Raw genomic sequence first — 19,318 nt, 5'->3', positions numbered from 1 at the left:
AAGCGACACCACCATTAATGTCCTCTTACTCACAGCGCTCCTCCCCTTCCAGCACCGATTGGGCTATACACCATTAGTGTATGTGCCCACGGACAACGCGGAAATTGTCCATAGAAGAATTTAAGCATTCGCAATCTTTTCCAAGTAAAGTCACTCTTTCTACACGACTCAACTTTGCAATCATGCCCTTATTTCGTTAAACTAACGTAACAATAGGTTATTCGATAACGAAGATGGAGGAGAACTATGAAGAAGACATTTACTCTTATCATTGTATGCCTCTCTGTTCTTTTGGTTACCGCTTGTACAAACAATCCAAACCAAATGACGAATGTATCTCCCACACCTGCTGCAGAGACGCCAATGCCTCAAGAAACCAAGGAAGAAATCAAAATCGAAAAATTCCCGTTGCAATCGAGCGAAGCGCATGTGAGCTACAGCAAAGATTCTGTCATTGTTCAATTAAGCGGCATGGATGATCAGAACATACAAAATAAGATTAATCGAACCTTGCAAGCCTATGCAGACGAAGAGCTTGCTCAAGCCTTAATCATAGCAGAGGAAAACCTCATGGAACTAGAGAAGGATAGGCAAGGCTGGTTTGATACCTATGGTACGACAGAGGAGTCCTTCTTCTTTGGTCATATTACGAACCAATTTGAAGTGACTTACCTTAGTCCGCATATTATCAGTATTCTCTCCAGCGGCGATTTCAGCATGATGCCAGAGGCTCACCCCTTAAAGAAAAAACAAGCATTTGTATTTGATCTTCAAACCGGAGACCGCCTGCAGGTAAAGGATGCGTTACTGGACCATGCTTCAACAGAGGCTGCCTTCAAGGAGCTCGTTCAAAATGAAATCCAAGATGGGAACTTGCGCCCAGAAGGAACGGCGGATTCCATTTCGGACATGGATATCTTTATGAACCATTTAAATTCGGAAGCTTTCCGGATACAGGAACAAAATGGACAGAAAATAATGACCTTATTCGAAGAAGCTATCTATGCGATAGGCTTTTATGAACTGGATTTCACCCAGGAGAGTCTAGGCGATCTTGCTGATCCAAACTCACAAATTTGGAAATGAGAGGCTAGTCTATTCTTTTGTCTGCTGTTTTTCTTCATTAATATGGCTATCTAACGCGTCATAATAACGGGCAAGCTCAATAACCAACGCACCCATTCGCTCCAGCTGAGGCATAATAATACGAGTTAGGCCGTATTCCTTCAAAGCTTCGGCTGTTACTTTGCCAACTGCTGCCGCCACGACATGCCCATCCAGCGCTTCCAACAGCTGCGCTTCACGACCGGTTTCCTTCGCATATCGAAACAAATAGTGAACCTGTACAGCTGTTGTAAAGCAGACCGCATCGACAATGCCTCCAGCCAGCTCAGACAAAAAGGTATCTAAAGTGTCCGTTTGAGGCGGAACATGCTTATACGGCAACACGGATACGACCTCTGCCGCCCCTTTTTTCTCAAGAAAACGCACCAGCTCCGGTGCCGGTTCTCCATGCAGCTGAATCCAAACACGCTTCCCTTTAAAGTCATGGGTGGACAAGTTTTCATTCAAATTTTTCATCGTGCCATCATCATCACTAACAAGAGCTTTCAAGCCCATTCGTTTAACAAAAGCAGTCGTTTTGTAGCCTCTTGTTGCAATGTTCGCTTCGCTAAGCTTAGCAAGAAACGGTTCACACACACCTAGCTTCTCAGCTGCGTTAACAAGGCTGTCCGATCCCATTCCAGTCGTCAAAATGACCCAATCCGCTCCATCAACAGCAAACTTCCGCAGCGGCTCAGCGAGCAACGTCTCTTCAAACATTGTTAAGCCTTGAAGAGAACGAACGAGCGGAATACCGCCCTGCTTTTCTATAATTAAACTCATTTCATCCGTCTTTCGAGAGCCTGCTATTACGACCACTTTGTCTTTCAAATTGGACATTCCCATATTGTTTAAGCCACCGTACTTTCAGTAAATTAGCCTTAGCCGAGGTCATTATACCAAAAGGAGGTGAAAAGCGCACCCTATTAGATCCTATTCCTGCCAGAACAACCGTCAAATATTTTCCCATTCCGTTTTGAAAAATAATTCATAAACTTTTACAAACACGATTTTAAAAATCATATATACAGGGATGATCAGCAAAATGCCCAGAATACCTGCTATATCGCCGCCAACAAGCACGAGAATGATCGTTGTAAGCGGATGGATATCAAGCTGCTTGCCGAACACATATGGGCCGATAACATTATCTTGAATTTGCTGCGCGACTGTAATAATGACAATTGACCAGATCGCAGTAGAAGGTGATTCGATAAAGGCAATAATCACAATCGGAACAGACGAGAGAAAGGAACCGATAAACGGTATGAAATTCAAAATGACCGCAACAACGGTCAGCAACAAGGCATAAGGAAGATCAATGAACAGAAAACCTACATACATCAGCACCCCGAGAGCTACATTCACAATGACTCTTCCTACAATGAAGTTGCTAAGCATCGCATCAATATCAGACATGACCTCTGTGCCATGGCTCCGAAATCGTATAGGGATAAAGCTCACGAGCTGCTTACCAAACTTGCCGCCCTCCTTCAGCATGTAGAAGAGAAGAATCGGGAAGGTAATCAGTACAATCGCGAAATTAGAAAAGAAAGCAAATAATCCGGTCACATACTCCGTAAGAACCGTAAAGCCTTTATTCAAATACTCTGTCAGCTTAGACAGCGGATTGACATCCTGAGGCAAGAAGGACGATAGGAATCCGCTTCGCTCCAATTCAGCTACCTGCTGGCTTAAGGAATTGAATAAATCCGGCGCATTTTCTACCAAATTCAATAATTGCGTTCGCAGGGAAGGCCATACAACGATACTAAACCCTACGATAAGCAGCGCAAATGCCAAATAAATGAGCAGCACGGCAAATGTTCGATTAACCTTGTGTCGTTCCATTAGGTTGACAAGCGGTCGCAATAAATAGTAGAAAAACCCTGACAGCATTAATGGAACAATGATCATACTGAACAGAGAAAAAATAGGTTTAAAAATAAAATCAACGCGAGACCCCAAATAAATGATAATCAGCACCAATATAATCGAAAAGCACCATCTCGTAAAAGCATTCCACTTATTGGCCCGAATACGACCTGACTTCCTATTATCTATCATGAATTCAACCCCATTCCATCACACTTCTATATGTATAGGTTAGAATACCCATTCCGCTGCGCTAAGAAACAAAAAAAGCTCTCTATAAAGAGAACTTTTTCAAAATGATAACGGCATTATGTCCGCCAAATCCAAAGGAGTTGGACATAGCTATTTCCATATCCTTCTTCCGCGCCACATTTGGGACATAATCTAAATCGCATACAGCATCCTTCTCCTCCTGATTTATCGTTGGAGGAATGATACCCTCCTGCAAGCTCTTCACCAAAGCGATCGCCTCGACTCCGCCTGCAGCACCCAGCATATGCCCGGTCATAGATTTATTTGCGGTTATAGGAATATTATAAGCCAGCTCACCGAATAATTTTTTGATAGCAGCTGTTTCCGATTTATCGCCAATTTCCGTACTCGTGGCATGCGCACTAATAACATCGACTTCATGAGTTTGAACATTAGCTTCACGCAGCGCCGTCTTCATCGCTTGATAGGCGCCAATCCCTTCTGGATGTGTAGCTACCATATGATAAGCATCCGAGCTTGCCCCATAACCGACAACCTCAGCATGAATATGAGCGCCTCGGTTCAGCGCATGGGATAGTGATTCCAACACCAAAATGCCCGCTCCCTCAGCCATTACAAATCCATCTCGCTTATTGTCAAATGGACGGCTGGCGCCCGCTGGATCATCATTGCGAGTGGAGATTGAGGTAGCATTTCCAAAGCTAGCTAGCGATATATCTGTTATGGCAGCCTCCGAGCCGCCAGCTATGACAACATCTGCGCCTCCGCTTCGAATCAACCGCCACGCTTCGCCGATCGCTGTATTACCAATGGAGCAAGCCGTTACCGGAGCTAACGAAGGTCCCAGTAACTGATATTTAATGCTGATCATCGCCGCAGCCATATTTGCAATCATCATGGGAACCAACGTTGGACTAACTCTTTCGGGACCGCGCTCTTGTAATACCTTCGCTTGACCAAGAAGTGTCTCGATACCGCCGATTCCAGAACCGACGTAAACCCCCACTCGTTCTCGATCTATATCTTGGAGGGATAAATTTGAATCCTCTATCGCTTGCTCGGCCGCTGCAAGAGCAAATTGACAAAATCGATCCATCCGTCTAGCTTCCTTGCGACCGAACATAGCTTCTGAATCAAAATCTCTTACGATGCCCGCTATCTTTGCTTTATGTCTAGACGTATCAAAGGTATCAATCATTGATATACCTGAATCTCCTTGTACTAACCGGCTCCAAAAACGCTCCACACTATTGCCAAGCGGTGAAATTATGCCCATTCCTGTAATCACGACACGCTCCATCATTTTAAATCCTCCTCTGAAATTCCCTTGTTGGTTAGTAGTTTGTCATACTCTTTATCCTATTACAAGTTGCAGTTTATTATAGTATAATGAGTACCACAATAAGATAATCCGAGGATGAGTACAATGATTAACCGAGAAACGAGATTACAAGCATTATCTACCTTTTTAAAGTCTAAGCGTGCGAAGATATCGCCTGAATCCGTAGGTTTCCCTATGGGGTCACGCAGAAGAACACCTGGCCTTAGAAGAGAAGAAGTCGCTCAGCTTGCCGGCGTCAGCCCCACTTGGTACACGTGGCTGGAGCAAGGCCGAGATATAAAAGTATCGACATCCGTCTTGGATTGCGTAGCCTCAGCCCTTCAGCTCAATGATGATGAACGGAACTATTTATATGCTTTGGCGATGGAAACAGGCAGCAGCACGGTACAGCATAAAGAAAAGCCTTCTGAAATTACGCCATCCCTCCAGCGAATTTTGCAGGAGCTGCGCTTTTGCCCCACAATCGTTTCCGATCGAAGATGCGAGATCGTCGGTTGGAATCATGCTGCCTCTCATGTCTTCATGGATTTTCAGCAAATACCCGCAGAGCAGCGAAATATTATTCAGCTCTTATTTAAGCGCAAGGAGTTTCGTCGGCTGGCTGGTAATTGGGAGCATTTTGTAGGCGGTTATCTCGCTATCTTCCGTACCTACTACGGCCAATATATGCAAGATGAGTGGTACGAAGCGTTTATTGATGAAATGAAAAGAGATCATCCTGAGTTTCAATCCCTTTGGGAGCAAAGTCAGGTAAGCACCGCACCAGACGTACTGCTTGAATTCCGACATGCCAAAGTAGGAAAAATGCTGTTTAACCTGACATCCTTTCAGGTTCAAGGCAATAATGACCTGCGCTGCAGCGTCTACACGCCTGCCCTAGAATCTTCAACGGAAGCTAAATTACGGCGCTTGATGGACCGTACCGATTAAATAAATAGGCTCATCTCCCTTTATGAGGGATATGAGCCTATTTTGTATTCGTTATTAGAGAGATACAAGCGCGCCAAATTGATCAGCTGAACGTATTTCCGCTTCGATAATTTCAAGCGTGCCTACTGCGCTTTCCGGCATACAGATGGATACAGGCTTCCCTGCAATAATAGATTCAATAAAGTATTTAATTTCACGATAATAACCCATATCCGGTGACAGCTCTGCGATAAATCCAGGAGCGTCATTTGGATTAACCTTCAGCACATTATTCTCAAATACGAGATTTCCGCCTTCGAAATTAACCCGATAAGTCATCGAGAAGCCGTGATCTCCGCGCAGCGTCCAGTCAGCTTGCGCATTAAGAACTTTGTTGTCCTCATAGATATAGTTGGTGGAAACCGTATCATAGCCGCTGCCTGGAATAACCTTGCGTGCAATCGTCGATACACGTTCCGGCTTGCCGAACAGCCAGTGAATCATATCCGCATCATGGATATGCATGTCCGTTATGCAGCCGCCGCTCTTGCTGCCATCAAGGAACCATTCGTTTGGCAAACCAGATCCACGGAAGAAATAACCGGCAGTAACGGCGCCAAAGCGATTGTCTTCTACCACTTCTTTCAAATATTCATAAGCAGGCCAGAAGCGCAAGCATTGTCCGATCATCAACGTTTTGCCCGTACTTTCTGCTGTCTTAGCCATTTTCCACGCCTCAGCAGAACTTCCTGCTACAGGCTTCTCGCACATCACATGCATGCCTCTCTCCAATGCAGCACAAGTCAATTCCGCATGTAAATAAGTAGGAAGACAAATGTCTACAACATCAAGCTGCTCTTTATCCAGCATTTCAATTGCATTTTCGTACAAGCGATATGGTGAAATATCAACGATGTCCTGCTCCGTTGCAATGTTGCCAACTGCACCGCCATTTTTCAATTCTTCAATTTTCAAATCACAAATGGCAACCAATTCGATTGGTGCGCCTTCTGCTTTTAGACGAACATAGTTTTCGAAGTGCATATGACCCATAAACCCAAAGCCAATTAGACCAATTTTCAACATGAGAAAGCCTCCCTTGTTAATGAATTATTTGTTATTTGTACGACCTAGAATGGCATCCATCGCATTTGATGTATTGTAAATGATTTGCTCGGAATAATGCGTATAGGGAGGGATCATTTCCGCTGTAACATAGTTGTCATAGCCGATTGCATTCAGCGCGTCCATAACAGCAGGGTAATTCACATCTCCAGCTAAAAGATCAACGAATCCGTGCAGGCCGCCAGCTTGACGACGGTAATCCTTGAAGTGAACTTTTTTAATGCGGTTGCCTAGAATACGAACCCATTGCTCTGGGTAGCCGTTTTGCAGCGCATTACCTACATCAAAATAAGAACCGACATAGCTGGAGCCGATTTCATCAATAAACGAACGCAATTCCAGCGGTGACAGCAAAAATTTATTCCAAACGTTTTCGATACCGATCGACACGCCTGCGCTCTCAGCGAAAGGAACCAGCTTGCTGATAGACTCAAGTGCACGCTCATAAGCACGCTCATAGTCAACTACTTCACTGCCTGGAATGAAGTCCACGCCTACAGCGCCTGGAATAACAAGAATGGTATCAACACCAAATTGTGCAGCAAGCTCAAGCTGCTTTTTGCATACGTCAACAGCCTTCTCGCGAAGCGCTGGGTTTTCACTAGTCATCGGATAATCCCAATATAGGCCAGTAGCTAGACCTGCAATTTCAAGATCCACATCCGCTAGCTGGGCTTGAATTTCACGCACTTCCTTCTCCGTGCTTTGAAGTCCTAGCTCGCCTGACTCGTTCAATGACAATTCAATACCATCAAAGCCTGCCTTCTTTGCGATTGTAATACATTCAGAAATCTTTTTATCTCCACTAAAAGACCAAATATTAATCCCTTTTTTCATTCAAAACGCCTCCTTATAATTGAGTAAGTCACTTTTTCTTTTTAACTATTCCGTTATGTTGTAAGCTTCTAAGATAAATGTGATAATACATATATAATAAACGATTAAACGCATTATTTATTTAGCTTTAAAAGCTATTTTTTGGACAAATCCGTTACTATATTTTATTTACTCTATAAGATAAGGGGTTCATGAAATGGAACAGTTAAATAGGAGCTATCCCCGTCAGCGGCAAGCACCGTTTCGTGAGTGGTCGCCCCGCGTCCATTACGCGCAATTTCAACGGCTGACCCGGGCTGTTTTGACAGAAAGACGCTTGTATAATTTCGAGCTGCTTTATGTGTGCCAAGGAGAAGCCGCCACAACAATGCGGGGTCAGCGTTACCATTTGAATGGGGGCCAATTAATTTTTTTGCCATCTGGCGTTTTCCATCAGAATGAAGTTGTGTCTAGTCCAGATGCGCGTTTTCTTGGGATACATTTTGATTATTTTGACGAGGTTGATATTCAGACAGAGAGCGATATGATCGTCAATGAGTCCGCGATACAATTGGATAAATTCGCGATAGAGGCTTGTTGCGAGTCTTTCCCGCCGTTGTCCATGCACCCAGTCTATACGCCCTCTCTCGTCTGCGTTCAACTGATGGAGCAGCTTGTCGATGAGTTTACGAACAGACCGTTAGGCTACGAGCTCGTTTGTAAAGCATTAATGCTCAGCATTCTCGCACATCTCATGCGAAGCCCGCTGCAGCGTTCCATCTCGCATGCGTCGCAGCATGATTCCAAGATTACGAAGCTAATGGAGGGAATCGAAGCTAATCCTGCCAGGTCGTGGACGAATGCCATTATCGCAGAGGAGCTTGATTTGAGCATCGACCATACAGCAAAGCTCTTCAAAAAAATGGCCGGTATGCCGCCAAGCGAATTTGTACAATCGATTCGCCACCGTGAAGCACGAAGACTGCTAAGAGAATCACAGTTATCCATAGAAATTATCGGTGAGAGTGTCGGCTATCCCGATATTCACTATTTCAGTCGCATATTCCGGCGTCATGAGGGGATTTCAGCATCGGAATATCGCAAATTTTCCAGAATACTCTAACGAAGTCCATGTTCGCAGACGTAACAAAATCAGAAAAAAGCTGCTGCATCTGGTCCAAAACCAGGTGCAGCAGCTTTTTTTTAGTGAAAGGTATATGTCCAAAAACGTTCGGTACCGAATCGCTCTTGTATTTCTTTATCGTCCAGTCCTTTGCTCCCCAGCAGCTCAGCCGCTTGAAACTGTGAACGATGTGCCTTTATTGAGTCCATTTTTTGCGCTAAATAAGACTTTACATCTACTTTAATATCAGGCTTGCCTAGCATTTGAACCGTATTTTTGGAGAATGCCATACAATGTACAACTGGCCGCAGCTCTTTCGGCATTTTGCCGATCGTTCTAATAACAGCCTCCCCGCATGCATCATGATCAGGATGTACGCTATAGCCCGGATAAAAAGTAATAACGAGAGAAGGACGAAGCTCCTCTATTAGCCCCGCAATAACCTCATCCAAATGCGTTTGATCTTCAAATTCAATCATTTTATCATGAAAGCCCAGCATGCGGAGATCCTGTATGCCAATGGCGCGACAGGACTCCTCCAGCTCCGCCTTACGGATTTGAGGCAACGAGGTTCGATTGGCAAATGGAGGGATTCCCATATTTCTGCCCATTTCGCCTAGAGTCAAGCATGCGTAGGTTACTTGTACACCATTATTTATATATTGAGCTAATGTGCCTGCTACTCCAAATGCTTCATCATCAGGATGCGGCAATATGACTAAAATCGGTTGTTGCATCGATCTTCACCTCTTCTTTCCATTAAAACGGCTGTTTGCTTAGTTGTAAAGCTACGATCAGCTTTCCCTGCCCGTCATGTCCTGCCAATATTAGTCTCTCGGTTTCTGTTTCTTCCCAGTGTGTCAGCCCTTCAGAGTAGATCCAGCCGGTTAATGTTTTTAATCCAACACGAAATGGCCCATTGCCCGCGATAGAGCCCTGTGTATACTGTATTTGAGCATTAGAAATAAACGTAGCAGCAGGATGCTTGGAGCTATCCAAATGGCTTGCATATGCTCCAGTAGTCATCTCCAGATGCACATAGAGGTCTTCGCCAATAAAGCTATTTATTTTATCTTGAATTTGTTCTGGAATAATAAGCTGCATGTTTTCCTCCATTTATAAATGTTTTCCCCAACATTTTATTACACTTTATACTTCTACTTTAACATACCCCGCTCCATCATAAAAGGACCCGCACTGCCTCACGCGCATAACCAAAGGTTAGACGAGATAGGCTATGGGGTCCTCACATCTTTGTTGCCACTACTCTATATTTATTAAAAAGCTATTATGCTGTCTCTTCGATATCTGCGTGAACCATTTTGATCATAACGGTTGTGGGATCAGTCAATACTTGAATGCCGTCCTTAAAGATAAGGTCAGAGACAAGAAGGTGATCACCAAGGGCAAGGCCGCTAATGTCTACGTCCATTGAAGTCGGCAATACGCCCGGCATACAACGAACTTCCACTTCATACATTTCCACTTGCAGCACGCCGCCAGCTTTCACACCAATGGCTTCGCCCGAGAAATGGATCGTAACTTTGCTATCCATGTTCTCCATCATGTTCACATGATGGAAGTCAATATGCAGCAATTTACCTGACATAACTTCTCTTTGAATGTTTTGAACAACAACTGGAATGACATTTTCTTCTGATGTTTTACCTTGTAAAATAGCACGAGGATTTTTTTTCAAAATATCGAGCATTTCTTTTTCATTCACTTCTAATGACAAAGTATCTTTACCAATCCCATACAACACAGCGGGGATGCGTCCCTGTTTTCTTGCTTGATTCATGTGGGACTTTGTTTCACCAGTGCGCTTGTTCAATTGAATAAATTTACTCATTTGTTTGTTCCTGCTCTCTTTTGACCATAAATTCTTGTCAAAATCATTATAACATGACCATAGAATCTAGTCAAATTACACTAAACGTTATTCATACTCCAAAAAAGGATCAGGAATTTCAATTTGATAGGCTTCCGCATCACTCACGCCAACGGAAAGTACGGCTAGGCCATTGTCTTTTCGAATAATACCGCCGCTAAAAATAACATCCTCCAGCTCTGGGCGTTTTCCAGGTCCGATTGGGAAATCACTTCTAGCCGCAATGATTTTGATCGGTGTTTTCTCGCAGTTATCTGGGTTTATGGAAAAGACCATGGAGTAATAATGCTTATTGCCTAAGGGGTCAAAGCAAGCGATATGACCAAGAATACCCACATGGCCATTTTTCAATAAATGAGCCTCATTTGCTCCACCCCATTCCTCAGGTACGAATTGATCTCGCAGCATTTCTGCATCAATAAAGGTTTGCTCCTCTAGATCATCCAGTGAATTAATAATCGTAAAACCAATTTGCCCTCTTCCACCTCTAGCTCCTTGCGGCCTTGTAAATATACCTACTTTGCCGTTGATGAGCTCAATTAACCGGATGTCTTTCATTGTGCCAGGCCCAGAGGAAAAGTGACATAAAGAATCTATATGGTGACCTCGGTAAAATTGCGTGACCCACGACACTATTTTATCTGGATTATCAGCTGCCGTAATGACTTCTACTCCGCCAATAATCAATTCGCCTTGGATAAAAGCAATACAAGGATCTTGTAAATTATAAGTATGCGTATGTGGACGAGGACTCCATTCCTTGCCTTGACAGCATGTAAAAAAGAAGACTTGAGAGAACTCGCTGTTCCGTTCCTCAACTCTTCCTAATATGACTTCCTCCCCGTCATATTGAAACGGAGCCGTTATGTTGTATACATCACGATTTCCAACGCCAGCAAACGTTAGCTTCTCCACCTTAGTCTTGCGCGGGTTCGCATAAAAAGTCTCAAGAAGCTGCTTACAGGTTTCCGTTTCCTTCGGTTTCCTTGTCATATTCGTCCTCCTGATGGTGGATCGATTCATGATTCATATTGTCGTTTTCTTCATCATCCTGTATACCAATAAGTTGTCCCGGCTGAACATTAAAATATAGACATAGCTTTAACAATAAGTCTCTCGGATACTGGACCATCTCATCTTTATACATACGTCTTACGGAATCAAAATGGTAATTAATATCTTTTGCAAGCTTGCGTATCGATAATTTTGGATCATGCATTTCCATAACATCTTTTAATTTACTTCTTATGACTGACATACATACACCCCCTAAATCAATATATATGGAGAAGGATGCAGAGTCAATAAATTGACAAGAAAAAATGGTCATGTTATATTGTTGACAGGAAATTAATGGAATTTTCTGAAAATAATAAAACCTCTCCCCTGAAAATAAAGACGACTTTATTTTCTTTTTTTATTCAAAAAAAGACAAATCCCCAATGGAGGCTCTTTCAATGATAAATAAAAACAGCAATCGAAATATCGTTTTTCTAGGTACTAGTCTGCCGAGAGAATGCGGCATCGCTACATTTACACAAGACCTAATAGACCAATTCGAGAACATCCCAGGCTTCAACAAACCTCGTGTTATTGCCATCAACAATAATGAAACTTACGAGTATCAAGAGCAGGTGATAAGAGAAATTGACCAACATAAGCTGTCCGATTATTTAGAAACAGCCGACTTCCTTGACACCTCAGACGTTGATCTTCTCGTTATTCAGCATGAATTTGGCATTTATGGTGGAGAAAGCGGAGAATTTTTGATTCCATTTGTCGAGAAACTCAGTATGCCATACATCGTTATTTTTCATACCGTATTAACAACCCCTTCCCCCAAGCAGCGTCACATCATGAATCGAGTAGCAGAACTAAGTCAAAAAGTCATCACGATGGCACAGTCAACCGTTAAGGATCTTCAATCCATATATGATGTTGATCCAGCTAAAATTGCTTTCATCCATCATGGCGTTCCCTATGTCAAAACGGAAACAAGATCTAAGCTCAAAGAGCAATACGGCTTTGCTGACCGTAAAATTTTATCTACATTTGGGTTTTTAAGCCCTGGAAAAGGAATTGAATACAGCATAGAAGCCATGTGTGGAGTGGTGAAACAGCATCCAGATGCCCTCTACATCGTTTGGGGCAAAACACATCCTGTAGTGAAGCAAGAAAGGGGCGAGGAATACCGACAAAAGCTGATGGATCTCGTTCAGCAATTCCAATTAAGCCAAAACGTTATCTTCGTAGATAAGCTGCTGACACAAGAGGAAGTTATTCAATCACTCGTCATGTCTGACATTTATATGACACCTTATTTAGGTAAAGATCAAGCCGTTAGCGGAACTCTCGCATACGGAGTCGGTTATGGCAGAGTTATCGTTTCCACGCCTTATCGTTATGCAGAGGAAATGCTTGCCGAAGGCAGAGGTCTGCTCGCAAACTTCCGCGACTCCCCTTCTTTGGAAGCATGCATCCTTCTATTGCTGGATAATCCCGCCTTAATTCAAGAGATGGAGCAGCGTACTCTTCAGCTTGGAAGCACTATGCTTTGGAGTGAGGTCGCTAAAACCTATGCCGCCATATTTCAGGATGAAATAGCGATGTCTGAGTTAACAAATAGGAGTGTGATTTAATGGAAGTACAAACGAAACTGCAATTTAAAACCGATTATTTACGTAGAATGACAGATGATACGGGAATATTTCAACATACTAAGTTTGGGACTCCTGACCGCTCAAAGGGCTATACAACGGATGACAACGCCCGGGCATTAATCGCAGCCGTTTTATTGTACAATCGGAACAAGGATGATGTCTCACTAGACCTTATTCATACTTATATATCCTTCATCCATCATGCTCAAAACAAAGATGGGAATTTTAGAAACTTTATGGATTATAATCGTTCCTTTATAGAGGAAAATGGTTCTGAGGATTGTCAGGGACGTACATTATGGGCACTTGGATTCGCTCTCTCCCAGTGCTCCACACTGCCAAGTAATTTACTAAATACTTGCCGTTATTTAATGGAACAGTCATTATCCCATATCCAAGCACTCGTATCTCCTCGCGCTTGGGCCTATGCCATGGTTGGTCTAAGCTATCTGATTGAAACCCCTAATGCCCTCCACTACTCCTTTCCTTATCACCGATCACCTAGCGCTGCACAAGAGAAATCCACGCTCCCAGGAGCATTCATCATTGATCTGATCTCACATTTGGGAGATCGGCTGCATCAACAATATACAAGCAATAAGGGCAAAGGTTGGAATTGGTTTGAAGACAGCCTCACTTATGGAAACTCGATGCTTCCTCTGGCGATGTTCAAAGCATTCCGATGTACAGATCATATTAACTTTAAGGAAACAGCTGAAGAAAGCTTAGATTTTCTTATCTCCAAAACATTCTCCAAAGAAGGGTACTTTAAACCCATTGGCAGTCATGGTTGGCTGATGCGAGGGGAAAACGCCGCTCTCTACGACGAACAGCCGATAGAAGCATGTGAAATGATTCTTGCTTGCAAGGAAGCTGCTCTCCATCTGCAAGACCCCGCGTATGCGAAGTACGCTGACCTGTGCTACGAATGGTACTTAGGTAATAATTCTTTGAAAATGTCACTTATAGACCCCCAATCAGGCGCTTGCTTTGACGGTATTCACGCAACGGGTCTGAATCTCAATCAAGGCTCAGAGAGCATCATATCCTTCTCAATCGCCCATTTGGTGACGCATCATGGATAAGTTTGCGACTATCCTTGCCGGCGGTGGCGGTACCCGCTTTTGGCCGCTGTCTAGACAAGAAACGCCGAAGCAGCTTCTAAATATTAGTGGAAACGATATTATGTTGAATGACACGATTGAACGATTCAAGGGCATCATTCCTCAAGAGAACACAGTCATTGTGACGAATCGCTCGCAGGCCGTATTGCTGGAGAGTATTATGCACAGCAGTGTATCGAAACAAAATATATTGATAGAGCCTGTAGCAAGAAACACAGCCGCCAGCATCCTCTTTGCAGCGTTGTTTATCGAAAAATTCCATGGAGACTCATTGATGGTCGTTTTGCCTTCCGATCATTATATTACGGATGAGGAGCAGTTCAGACTTACTCTGGATGAAGCCTGCACAGTTGCGATGAAAACGGATAAGATTGTTACGATCGGCATAAAACCGACCTTCCCTTCTACTGGTTATGGTTATATCGCCTTTGATAAAGAGCCTTTTTCTTCCGTACCAGTATCCGTGTATGAAGTAGCCGAGTTTGTAGAAAAGCCAAATTTTCTAAGAGCGCAAAGTTATTTAGAATCAGGCAATTATTTATGGAACAGCGGAATATTCATTTGGAAAACCTCCGTCATTATTAATAATTTCAAGCGTTACTTGCCGCGTCTTTATAAGATGATGCTTCCGATCATTCCCGCTCTAGGCATGGAAGAGGAAGCCGAGCTGTTGAAGGACATCTATCCGACGCTTCAAAACATTTCAATAGATTATGGCATTTTGGAGCGCTCCGATGATGTGGTTGTACTTTCTGGTCAGTTTGGTTGGAATGATATCGGCAGCTGGGATACGCTTGGTGCGATATTCCCTCCAGATGAGAAGGGCAACATTATCAAAGCAAATCATATTGGTATAGATACTTGCAATTCGATCATATATGGAAATGGAAGACTCATAACAACGATTGGTGTAGATAGCTTCATCATCGCAGATACAGGTGATGCGTTATTAATCTGTCCGAAGGATAAAGCACAATCGGTCAAAGAAATTGTCGAATTATTGAAAGAGAAAGAAATGATAGAATATATTTAATCATTTGGCACCTCTATCTGCGAACAAACAAAAAAACAACGTGAATGCTTTTCCGGCATTTTTCGTTGTTTTTCTCTATGGCCACTAAAGCCTTTTTTCTCTTTTTTATATATTCGAAACCTATTAGTCCCCTTAATAAGCCGCTCGCAGAATCGACGCTTTGGTTAACAGGGATTGCTTCATGCTAGCTTGTTTTGTTTTTTGCTTCTGATCATATGGATCGTCAGTAAAGAATGCATCATCTCTAAGTAATTGAGATAAGGCACCAGTAGCCGCCTGCATGGCCAGCGATTCATCTTCAAGTAAATAATAAGCTACTTGATAACTATAAGCCTCATAATGCTTTAGAATCTCCGCTTTTCGCTGCAGCTCATGCTTCTTGTTCACTTTAATTTTCACCATATACTCACCTTCCTAGCTCCTTCCACCACTATACAATAGGAAGATCTATCCACATAGTACTATGTTTTCTTAGTACCATGCATGAGCATATGCAGTATTGGGACATCAATCTACAAAATTTGCATTGGAAGGCCTATTACATCTACAATAGAGGTAAGAAAAGATCATATCCAATTCAGGAGGGTTATAAGAATGAGTACATTCAAAACTTGGTTGCAGAACAGTAAACAAGGACTAACCGATCAAGTCAAAAAATTCAAGAACAAAGACTTCATGGATGCAGTCGTTGCCGGTTGCGCCATTGTTGCAGGTGCTGACGGTTCAGTTGATGCTTCCGAGAAGCAAAAAATGGTTGGATACATAAGCCGGAGCGAAGAGCTTAAAGTATTTGATGTTACGGATGTTATCAACCGTTTCAATCATTATGTAGGAAACTACGAATTTGACGCTATGATCGGCAAACAAGAAGCACTAAAAACAATCGCTAAATTTCGCAGCAAACCAGAAATCGGCCGTGTTATTGTAGGCGTATGTAGTGCAATTGGCGCAGCAGACGGCGATTTCGATGCGAAAGAAAAAGCAGCTGTCAGCGAAATCTGCAATACACTTGGATTAAACCCTAGCGAATTCAGCCTGTAATAGGTTATCGTTGTCATTGATGCAACAGAGAGCATTTTTTAGAGCCTAATGCGTTCTAAATTAGCTTATCTGTTGCATTTTTTTTGCAACTCATTTCTCTCCTTCATTGCTAGATTTCAGAGCCCGACTCCAACTCTCCTCCATCATATTGAATAAATCCATGAGCGGAATCGTCAGTGTAGATCCAGCGATATTGATGGGTGCATGAACCATTCTATTATTCACGTTCATCAAAAGCCTCTTCAAAACGCTTTGCCTCGCCATATACTGCTCCATATTATGCAGCTTCAATCCGATAAATTTTTTCCCCATATATTCAAATAAGAGAATATCCTCAATCTCCGTCCACTTCAAGCTTCCGCCGCTATTGAAAGAAGAATCGTCCACAACGCCCTCATCGGTTACTATTATAGATGGTTTTTTATTAATTAACCGTCCTAGCATATAAACAAGAGAAAAACCGAAAAAAGCCACACATATGAAGCCTAAAATAAGTAAGAAAATGGAGTTTATCGCTGTTGATAAACCAACCGAAATAAATACGCCTCCAAACATAACAAAAACAGCAGCCAACAGAACAAGCCCTAATAGCTTCTTTTTACTCGGATACAATACAATTACAAATTCCTTTGTCTCCATGTCATTCATCCTCACACTTCCCCTCTGAATAAAAATATAACATAAGTTGTCCCTTGAATAGTGCCCAATTTATATGGTTATGTGCCCTTTTTCTGATCCCAGCATATTGTAAAGTATGATAAAGAGGAGGAACAACATGATACCGAATCAACCTTTCAATCCCAAACAAGAAAATATGAATATGAATAATTTCTTTCCGTCAAAGCCAATGGAGCCGAATCAACCTACTATCAATACGAACGCAAGCATGAATAAAAGTCCAATGCCTGAACAGCCTGCATCACACAAACCTCATTGCATTTGCTTCCATGAAGCTTATCCTATGCATGATTTCTATGCCATGCACCATTTCCATGCCATGCATGACTTCTACGGTATGCACGATGGAATGCACGATGGAATGCACGATGGGATGCACGACTTCCATCCTATGCATGACTACCATCCGATGTATGACTATCATGCCATGCATGATTTCCATCCTCACATGTATCATCCATGGGATCATCATGGTCATTGGGATCACCATGCCCACTGGGATCACCCAGCTCAGCCTTACCATCCCTATGCTCCAACTGGATGGGATCAACCCACAGCTGACTACCCTCATGAATGGACACAACCAACTGCCAATCAAGGCCCTCCTGCCTACCCTGCAAAACGTCCTTGGGACGGCTATGCTCCGATCTGGTAGAATGAATTCCATGCTTTGGCATAAAAAGAGACCAAATGGATTGCTTCCATTTGGTCTCTTTGCTGCTAAGCGATTAGCCTCCCAAACTTCCCTCTAACCGCGAACGTCTGCGATAGGCACCAATCGGAATTTGTATCAGGCTTGTTTTTTCTTGCGAAGCCATCCTATAAATGTCGTCACTCAAATTCACATCAAAACCAAGAAGCGGTCGCCCACCTAGACCCATAGAAGCAGCTTCCAGCAATAGACGCTGTACCAACATCCCCGCTTCCATTTGTTGAATGCGATAGCCTCGATAACCGAGCTGTGCATAATAATAGCTTCTGTCGCCAGCCACATGCATGCAGAGAGGCACCTGCGATAAATTAACATTATCCAGTGACATACCGCGTTGAAGCCATGCTCTGTGATCACCTGCTCTAATTTTCACTAATGAATGAGTACTGCCATCGTAGCGGTAAGCGCCATTCCCAATATCTCTCAACCCGTAAAAGCATCCGAATAGGGAAACACGAGGCTGCGCATTCATTCTCTCTCCGTCCAAATCATTTCGATACAGGAAGGATGCTGTCGCGCTATGCAGTAAAGCGGCCAGCTGCACCAAACTAAGCTCGCTTAGAACATAATCCGCTTCTGGCGAATATCGATTTCTGCATGCCGACGCCAAATCATGGGATAGTCTCTCCACGCTAGGCAAAGCTTGTCGATCATACTTAGGTATGTTATCATCCGCGCTTTCCATTACTCGAAATAAAGAAGCTTTCTCCAGCAGAGATGCCTCGTTCATCCTCTCCAGCAAAGGATAATCCAGTACCTTCCTCGATCGAACAAAGTGCTCATGCTGAACCGACGGCAGTTCTCTCACCAAAGCAGCAGAAGTGTTCCTCCCTACTTCACTTTTCCCATAGGTGAACCAATTGGCAGAAGACGAAATGCTCAGCGGAATAACCGCATACACACTCTCTTCCTGCTGGGATAACCCTAATAAATGATTGACCGCCAAGTCGAGATACTGAAAATATACGCTTGCCTCAAAACGAAAACGCTTCGCTACTTCCAACAGCTGACCAATTAGAACACCCGCATCCAATCCTTGCAGCCGATATGAGAACTGATTGTATTTAAAAAAATTTTTCCAGAACATGGTTGAAACAAATGCTACGCCAAAACAAGCAGGCACTTCACAACGATTTCCAAGCGCTTCGCTCAAATAGGTATCGAAATTCCCCTCCCGAAGCAACACCAGCCGATGGTGGGCTGCATCATAATGGTAGACACCTGTAGGTAAGTTCTCCAATTTCAAATACATATATAATTCATTTGGATACAGTCCTCCCCCGGAAGGAAGGAAGCGTCTGTACATCTGTAAAGGAAAAGCTTCCTCCTCCATTGAATCGGGAGTTCCAATAGTTTGGCTTAGTGTTGTAAGTCCGTACACATACCAAAGAAAATGACCAATATCACGAAGGGTCGGTTGAGTCCCGCTGCTCGAGTGGAAGTCAGAGTTAGGATCGGCGTGGGAATCCGAAGTTCCCACAAATTCCTCTCCAGTAAGCGTAAGCGGAACCTCCGCACAGAGCGGGAACGTCGGTAACCGTCGGTAAAGCTTATACGGAAGAGGCGCATCATCCCAATCTGCATGCCAGTCTAAGGGCTTCACCTTATCAGGATCAAATTGCAGCTGATGCAAAAAGGCCTTCAAGCTCATCCTTTTTCCTCCTCAAGGTTT

At 43.3% G+C, this 19,318-nt stretch carries 21 protein-coding genes; 8 read left to right on the top strand and 13 right to left on the bottom strand.

The genetic code is table 11. From position 1 onward, the window contains the following. Window positions 1–246 precede the first annotated feature (246 nt). Window positions 247–1,086, top strand: coding sequence for a polysaccharide deacetylase family protein (locus AC0YOD_RS00895; protein WP_475797369.1), 840 nt, complete (start codon window positions 247–249; stop codon window positions 1,084–1,086). Between the two features lie 9 nt (window positions 1,087–1,095). Here AC0YOD_RS00895 and AC0YOD_RS00890 read toward each other — a convergent pair whose 3' ends face one another. The 3 genes from AC0YOD_RS00890 to fabF all read right to left on the bottom strand — a co-directional run bounded on the left by AC0YOD_RS00890 (window position 1,096) and on the right by fabF (window position 4,492). Continuing rightward, complete coding sequence (locus tag AC0YOD_RS00890; RefSeq protein WP_475798329.1) at window positions 1,096–1,944, bottom strand: uroporphyrinogen-III synthase; 849 nt, start codon at window positions 1,942–1,944, stop codon at window positions 1,096–1,098. Window positions 1,945–2,058: 114 nt separating this feature from the next. After that, on the bottom strand, window positions 2,059–3,171 hold the full coding sequence (locus tag AC0YOD_RS00885) for an AI-2E family transporter (protein ID WP_475797368.1): 1,113 nt from the start codon (window positions 3,169–3,171) through the stop codon (window positions 2,059–2,061). Between the two features lie 82 nt (window positions 3,172–3,253). Further along, window positions 3,254–4,492, bottom strand: coding sequence for a beta-ketoacyl-ACP synthase II (gene fabF / locus AC0YOD_RS00880; protein WP_475798328.1), 1,239 nt, complete (start codon window positions 4,490–4,492; stop codon window positions 3,254–3,256). 129 nt (window positions 4,493–4,621) lie between these two features. On the opposite strand from fabF, the gene AC0YOD_RS00875 reads away from it, so the two are divergent. After that, window positions 4,622–5,464 carry a helix-turn-helix transcriptional regulator gene (locus AC0YOD_RS00875; protein ID WP_475798327.1) on the top strand — a complete coding sequence of 281 codons (843 nt, stop codon included), beginning with the start codon at window positions 4,622–4,624 and terminating at the stop codon, window positions 5,462–5,464. Between the two features lie 54 nt (window positions 5,465–5,518). Here AC0YOD_RS00875 and AC0YOD_RS00870 read toward each other — a convergent pair whose 3' ends face one another. Beyond that, a complete protein-coding gene (locus AC0YOD_RS00870; RefSeq protein ID WP_475797367.1) occupies window positions 5,519–6,529 on the bottom strand; it encodes a Gfo/Idh/MocA family protein in 1,011 nt (336 codons plus the stop codon). A 24-nt stretch (window positions 6,530–6,553) separates the two neighbouring features. After that, entirely contained in the window at window positions 6,554–7,405 is an 852-nt protein-coding gene (locus tag AC0YOD_RS00865; RefSeq protein ID WP_475797366.1) for a sugar phosphate isomerase/epimerase family protein, read from the bottom strand. 196 nt (window positions 7,406–7,601) lie between these two features. Between AC0YOD_RS00865 and AC0YOD_RS00860 the strand changes: the two genes are divergently transcribed. Beyond that, window positions 7,602–8,507 (top strand): AraC family transcriptional regulator, encoded by a 906-nt coding sequence (locus AC0YOD_RS00860; protein WP_475797365.1) that lies wholly within the window; start codon window positions 7,602–7,604, stop codon window positions 8,505–8,507. A gap of 80 nt (window positions 8,508–8,587) precedes the next feature. Here AC0YOD_RS00860 and bshB2 read toward each other — a convergent pair whose 3' ends face one another. The 5 genes from bshB2 to AC0YOD_RS00835 all read right to left on the bottom strand — a co-directional run bounded on the left by bshB2 (window position 8,588) and on the right by AC0YOD_RS00835 (window position 11,656). Further along, complete coding sequence (bshB2, locus tag AC0YOD_RS00855; protein WP_475797364.1) at window positions 8,588–9,244, bottom strand: bacillithiol biosynthesis deacetylase BshB2; 657 nt, start codon at window positions 9,242–9,244, stop codon at window positions 8,588–8,590. A 22-nt stretch (window positions 9,245–9,266) separates the two neighbouring features. Next, window positions 9,267–9,611 (bottom strand): YojF family protein, encoded by a 345-nt coding sequence (locus AC0YOD_RS00850; RefSeq protein ID WP_475797363.1) that lies wholly within the window; start codon window positions 9,609–9,611, stop codon window positions 9,267–9,269. A 184-nt stretch (window positions 9,612–9,795) separates the two neighbouring features. After that, window positions 9,796–10,359: a 50S ribosomal protein L25 gene (locus tag AC0YOD_RS00845; RefSeq protein WP_475797362.1), complete on the bottom strand. Its 564-nt coding sequence runs from the start codon at window positions 10,357–10,359 to the stop codon at window positions 9,796–9,798. Between the two features lie 87 nt (window positions 10,360–10,446). Further along, the gene (locus AC0YOD_RS00840) at window positions 10,447–11,391 is read right to left on the bottom strand and encodes a DUF1861 family protein (protein ID WP_475797361.1); all 945 of its coding nucleotides are present in this window, start codon (window positions 11,389–11,391) and stop codon (window positions 10,447–10,449) included. After that, window positions 11,357–11,656, bottom strand: coding sequence for a helix-turn-helix domain-containing protein (locus tag AC0YOD_RS00835; RefSeq protein ID WP_475797360.1), 300 nt, complete (start codon window positions 11,654–11,656; stop codon window positions 11,357–11,359). The genes AC0YOD_RS00840 and AC0YOD_RS00835 overlap by 35 nt, the downstream gene beginning before the upstream one ends. Before the next feature lie 199 nt (window positions 11,657–11,855). Between AC0YOD_RS00835 and AC0YOD_RS00830 the strand changes: the two genes are divergently transcribed. Genes AC0YOD_RS00830 through AC0YOD_RS00820 form a run of 3 tightly spaced genes read left to right on the top strand, consistent with a single transcriptional unit; the run spans window position 11,856 to window position 15,215 of the window. After that, window positions 11,856–13,037 carry a glycosyltransferase family 4 protein gene (locus tag AC0YOD_RS00830; RefSeq protein ID WP_475797359.1) on the top strand — a complete coding sequence of 394 codons (1,182 nt, stop codon included), beginning with the start codon at window positions 11,856–11,858 and terminating at the stop codon, window positions 13,035–13,037. After that, complete coding sequence (locus tag AC0YOD_RS00825; RefSeq protein ID WP_475797358.1) at window positions 13,037–14,143, top strand: glycosyltransferase; 1,107 nt, start codon at window positions 13,037–13,039, stop codon at window positions 14,141–14,143. Before AC0YOD_RS00830 ends, AC0YOD_RS00825 begins: the two co-directional genes overlap by 1 nt. Continuing rightward, entirely contained in the window at window positions 14,136–15,215 is a 1,080-nt protein-coding gene (locus AC0YOD_RS00820; protein ID WP_475797357.1) for a mannose-1-phosphate guanylyltransferase, read from the top strand. Before AC0YOD_RS00825 ends, AC0YOD_RS00820 begins: the two co-directional genes overlap by 8 nt. Window positions 15,216–15,347: 132 nt before the next feature. Here the strand turns inward: AC0YOD_RS00820 and AC0YOD_RS00815 are convergent, their stop codons facing one another. Next, window positions 15,348–15,617: a hypothetical protein gene (locus AC0YOD_RS00815; RefSeq protein WP_475797356.1), complete on the bottom strand. Its 270-nt coding sequence runs from the start codon at window positions 15,615–15,617 to the stop codon at window positions 15,348–15,350. Between the two features lie 192 nt (window positions 15,618–15,809). Between AC0YOD_RS00815 and AC0YOD_RS00810 the strand changes: the two genes are divergently transcribed. Continuing rightward, on the top strand, window positions 15,810–16,256 hold the full coding sequence (locus tag AC0YOD_RS00810; protein ID WP_475797355.1) for a tellurite resistance TerB family protein: 447 nt from the start codon (window positions 15,810–15,812) through the stop codon (window positions 16,254–16,256). 90 nt (window positions 16,257–16,346) lie between these two features. On the opposite strand, the gene AC0YOD_RS00805 is transcribed toward AC0YOD_RS00810, so the two are convergent. After that, a complete protein-coding gene (locus tag AC0YOD_RS00805) occupies window positions 16,347–16,904 on the bottom strand; it encodes an STM3941 family protein (protein ID WP_475797354.1) in 558 nt (185 codons plus the stop codon). A gap of 127 nt (window positions 16,905–17,031) precedes the next feature. On the opposite strand from AC0YOD_RS00805, the gene AC0YOD_RS00800 reads away from it, so the two are divergent. Next, complete coding sequence (locus AC0YOD_RS00800; RefSeq protein WP_475797353.1) at window positions 17,032–17,589, top strand: hypothetical protein; 558 nt, start codon at window positions 17,032–17,034, stop codon at window positions 17,587–17,589. A 73-nt stretch (window positions 17,590–17,662) separates the two neighbouring features. Here AC0YOD_RS00800 and AC0YOD_RS00795 read toward each other — a convergent pair whose 3' ends face one another. Continuing rightward, a complete protein-coding gene (locus AC0YOD_RS00795; protein WP_475797352.1) occupies window positions 17,663–19,297 on the bottom strand; it encodes a SagB family peptide dehydrogenase in 1,635 nt (544 codons plus the stop codon). Window positions 19,298–19,318 lie beyond the last annotated feature (21 nt).

The sequence above is a fragment of the Paenibacillus sp. J31P13 genome (assembly GCF_056269295.1).
The sequence above is the reverse complement of the archived record's forward strand: the minus strand, read 5'-3'. Positions and strand labels throughout refer to the sequence as shown.

What these genes read in the sequence shown, in the direction of transcription:
- AC0YOD_RS00830 (WP_475797359.1), top strand. Translation starts at nt 11,856, where the DNA reads ATGATAAATAAAAACAGCAATCGAAATATCGTTTTTCTAGGTACTAGT.
- AC0YOD_RS00870 (WP_475797367.1), bottom strand. Translation starts at nt 6,529, where the DNA reads ATGTTGAAAATTGGTCTAATTGGCTTTGGGTTTATGGGTCATATGCAC.
- AC0YOD_RS00820 (WP_475797357.1), top strand. Translation starts at nt 14,136, where the DNA reads ATGGATAAGTTTGCGACTATCCTTGCCGGCGGTGGCGGTACCCGCTTT.
- fabF (WP_475798328.1), bottom strand. Translation starts at nt 4,492, where the DNA reads ATGGAGCGTGTCGTGATTACAGGAATGGGCATAATTTCACCGCTTGGC.
- AC0YOD_RS00850 (WP_475797363.1), bottom strand. Translation starts at nt 9,611, where the DNA reads ATGCAGCTTATTATTCCAGAACAAATTCAAGATAAAATAAATAGCTTT.
- AC0YOD_RS00815 (WP_475797356.1), bottom strand. Translation starts at nt 15,617, where the DNA reads ATGGTGAAAATTAAAGTGAACAAGAAGCATGAGCTGCAGCGAAAAGCG.
- AC0YOD_RS00800 (WP_475797353.1), top strand. Translation starts at nt 17,032, where the DNA reads ATGATACCGAATCAACCTTTCAATCCCAAACAAGAAAATATGAATATG.
- AC0YOD_RS00795 (WP_475797352.1), bottom strand. Translation starts at nt 19,297, where the DNA reads ATGAGCTTGAAGGCCTTTTTGCATCAGCTGCAATTTGATCCTGATAAG.
- AC0YOD_RS00810 (WP_475797355.1), top strand. Translation starts at nt 15,810, where the DNA reads ATGAGTACATTCAAAACTTGGTTGCAGAACAGTAAACAAGGACTAACC.
- bshB2 (WP_475797364.1), bottom strand. Translation starts at nt 9,244, where the DNA reads ATGCAACAACCGATTTTAGTCATATTGCCGCATCCTGATGATGAAGCA.
- AC0YOD_RS00825 (WP_475797358.1), top strand. Translation starts at nt 13,037, where the DNA reads ATGGAAGTACAAACGAAACTGCAATTTAAAACCGATTATTTACGTAGA.
- AC0YOD_RS00895 (WP_475797369.1), top strand. Translation starts at nt 247, where the DNA reads ATGAAGAAGACATTTACTCTTATCATTGTATGCCTCTCTGTTCTTTTG.
- AC0YOD_RS00805 (WP_475797354.1), bottom strand. Translation starts at nt 16,904, where the DNA reads ATGAATGACATGGAGACAAAGGAATTTGTAATTGTATTGTATCCGAGT.
- AC0YOD_RS00860 (WP_475797365.1), top strand. Translation starts at nt 7,602, where the DNA reads ATGGAACAGTTAAATAGGAGCTATCCCCGTCAGCGGCAAGCACCGTTT.
- AC0YOD_RS00840 (WP_475797361.1), bottom strand. Translation starts at nt 11,391, where the DNA reads ATGACAAGGAAACCGAAGGAAACGGAAACCTGTAAGCAGCTTCTTGAG.
- AC0YOD_RS00865 (WP_475797366.1), bottom strand. Translation starts at nt 7,405, where the DNA reads ATGAAAAAAGGGATTAATATTTGGTCTTTTAGTGGAGATAAAAAGATT.
- AC0YOD_RS00845 (WP_475797362.1), bottom strand. Translation starts at nt 10,359, where the DNA reads ATGAGTAAATTTATTCAATTGAACAAGCGCACTGGTGAAACAAAGTCC.
- AC0YOD_RS00890 (WP_475798329.1), bottom strand. Translation starts at nt 1,944, where the DNA reads ATGTCCAATTTGAAAGACAAAGTGGTCGTAATAGCAGGCTCTCGAAAG.
- AC0YOD_RS00885 (WP_475797368.1), bottom strand. Translation starts at nt 3,171, where the DNA reads ATGATAGATAATAGGAAGTCAGGTCGTATTCGGGCCAATAAGTGGAAT.
- AC0YOD_RS00835 (WP_475797360.1), bottom strand. Translation starts at nt 11,656, where the DNA reads ATGTCAGTCATAAGAAGTAAATTAAAAGATGTTATGGAAATGCATGAT.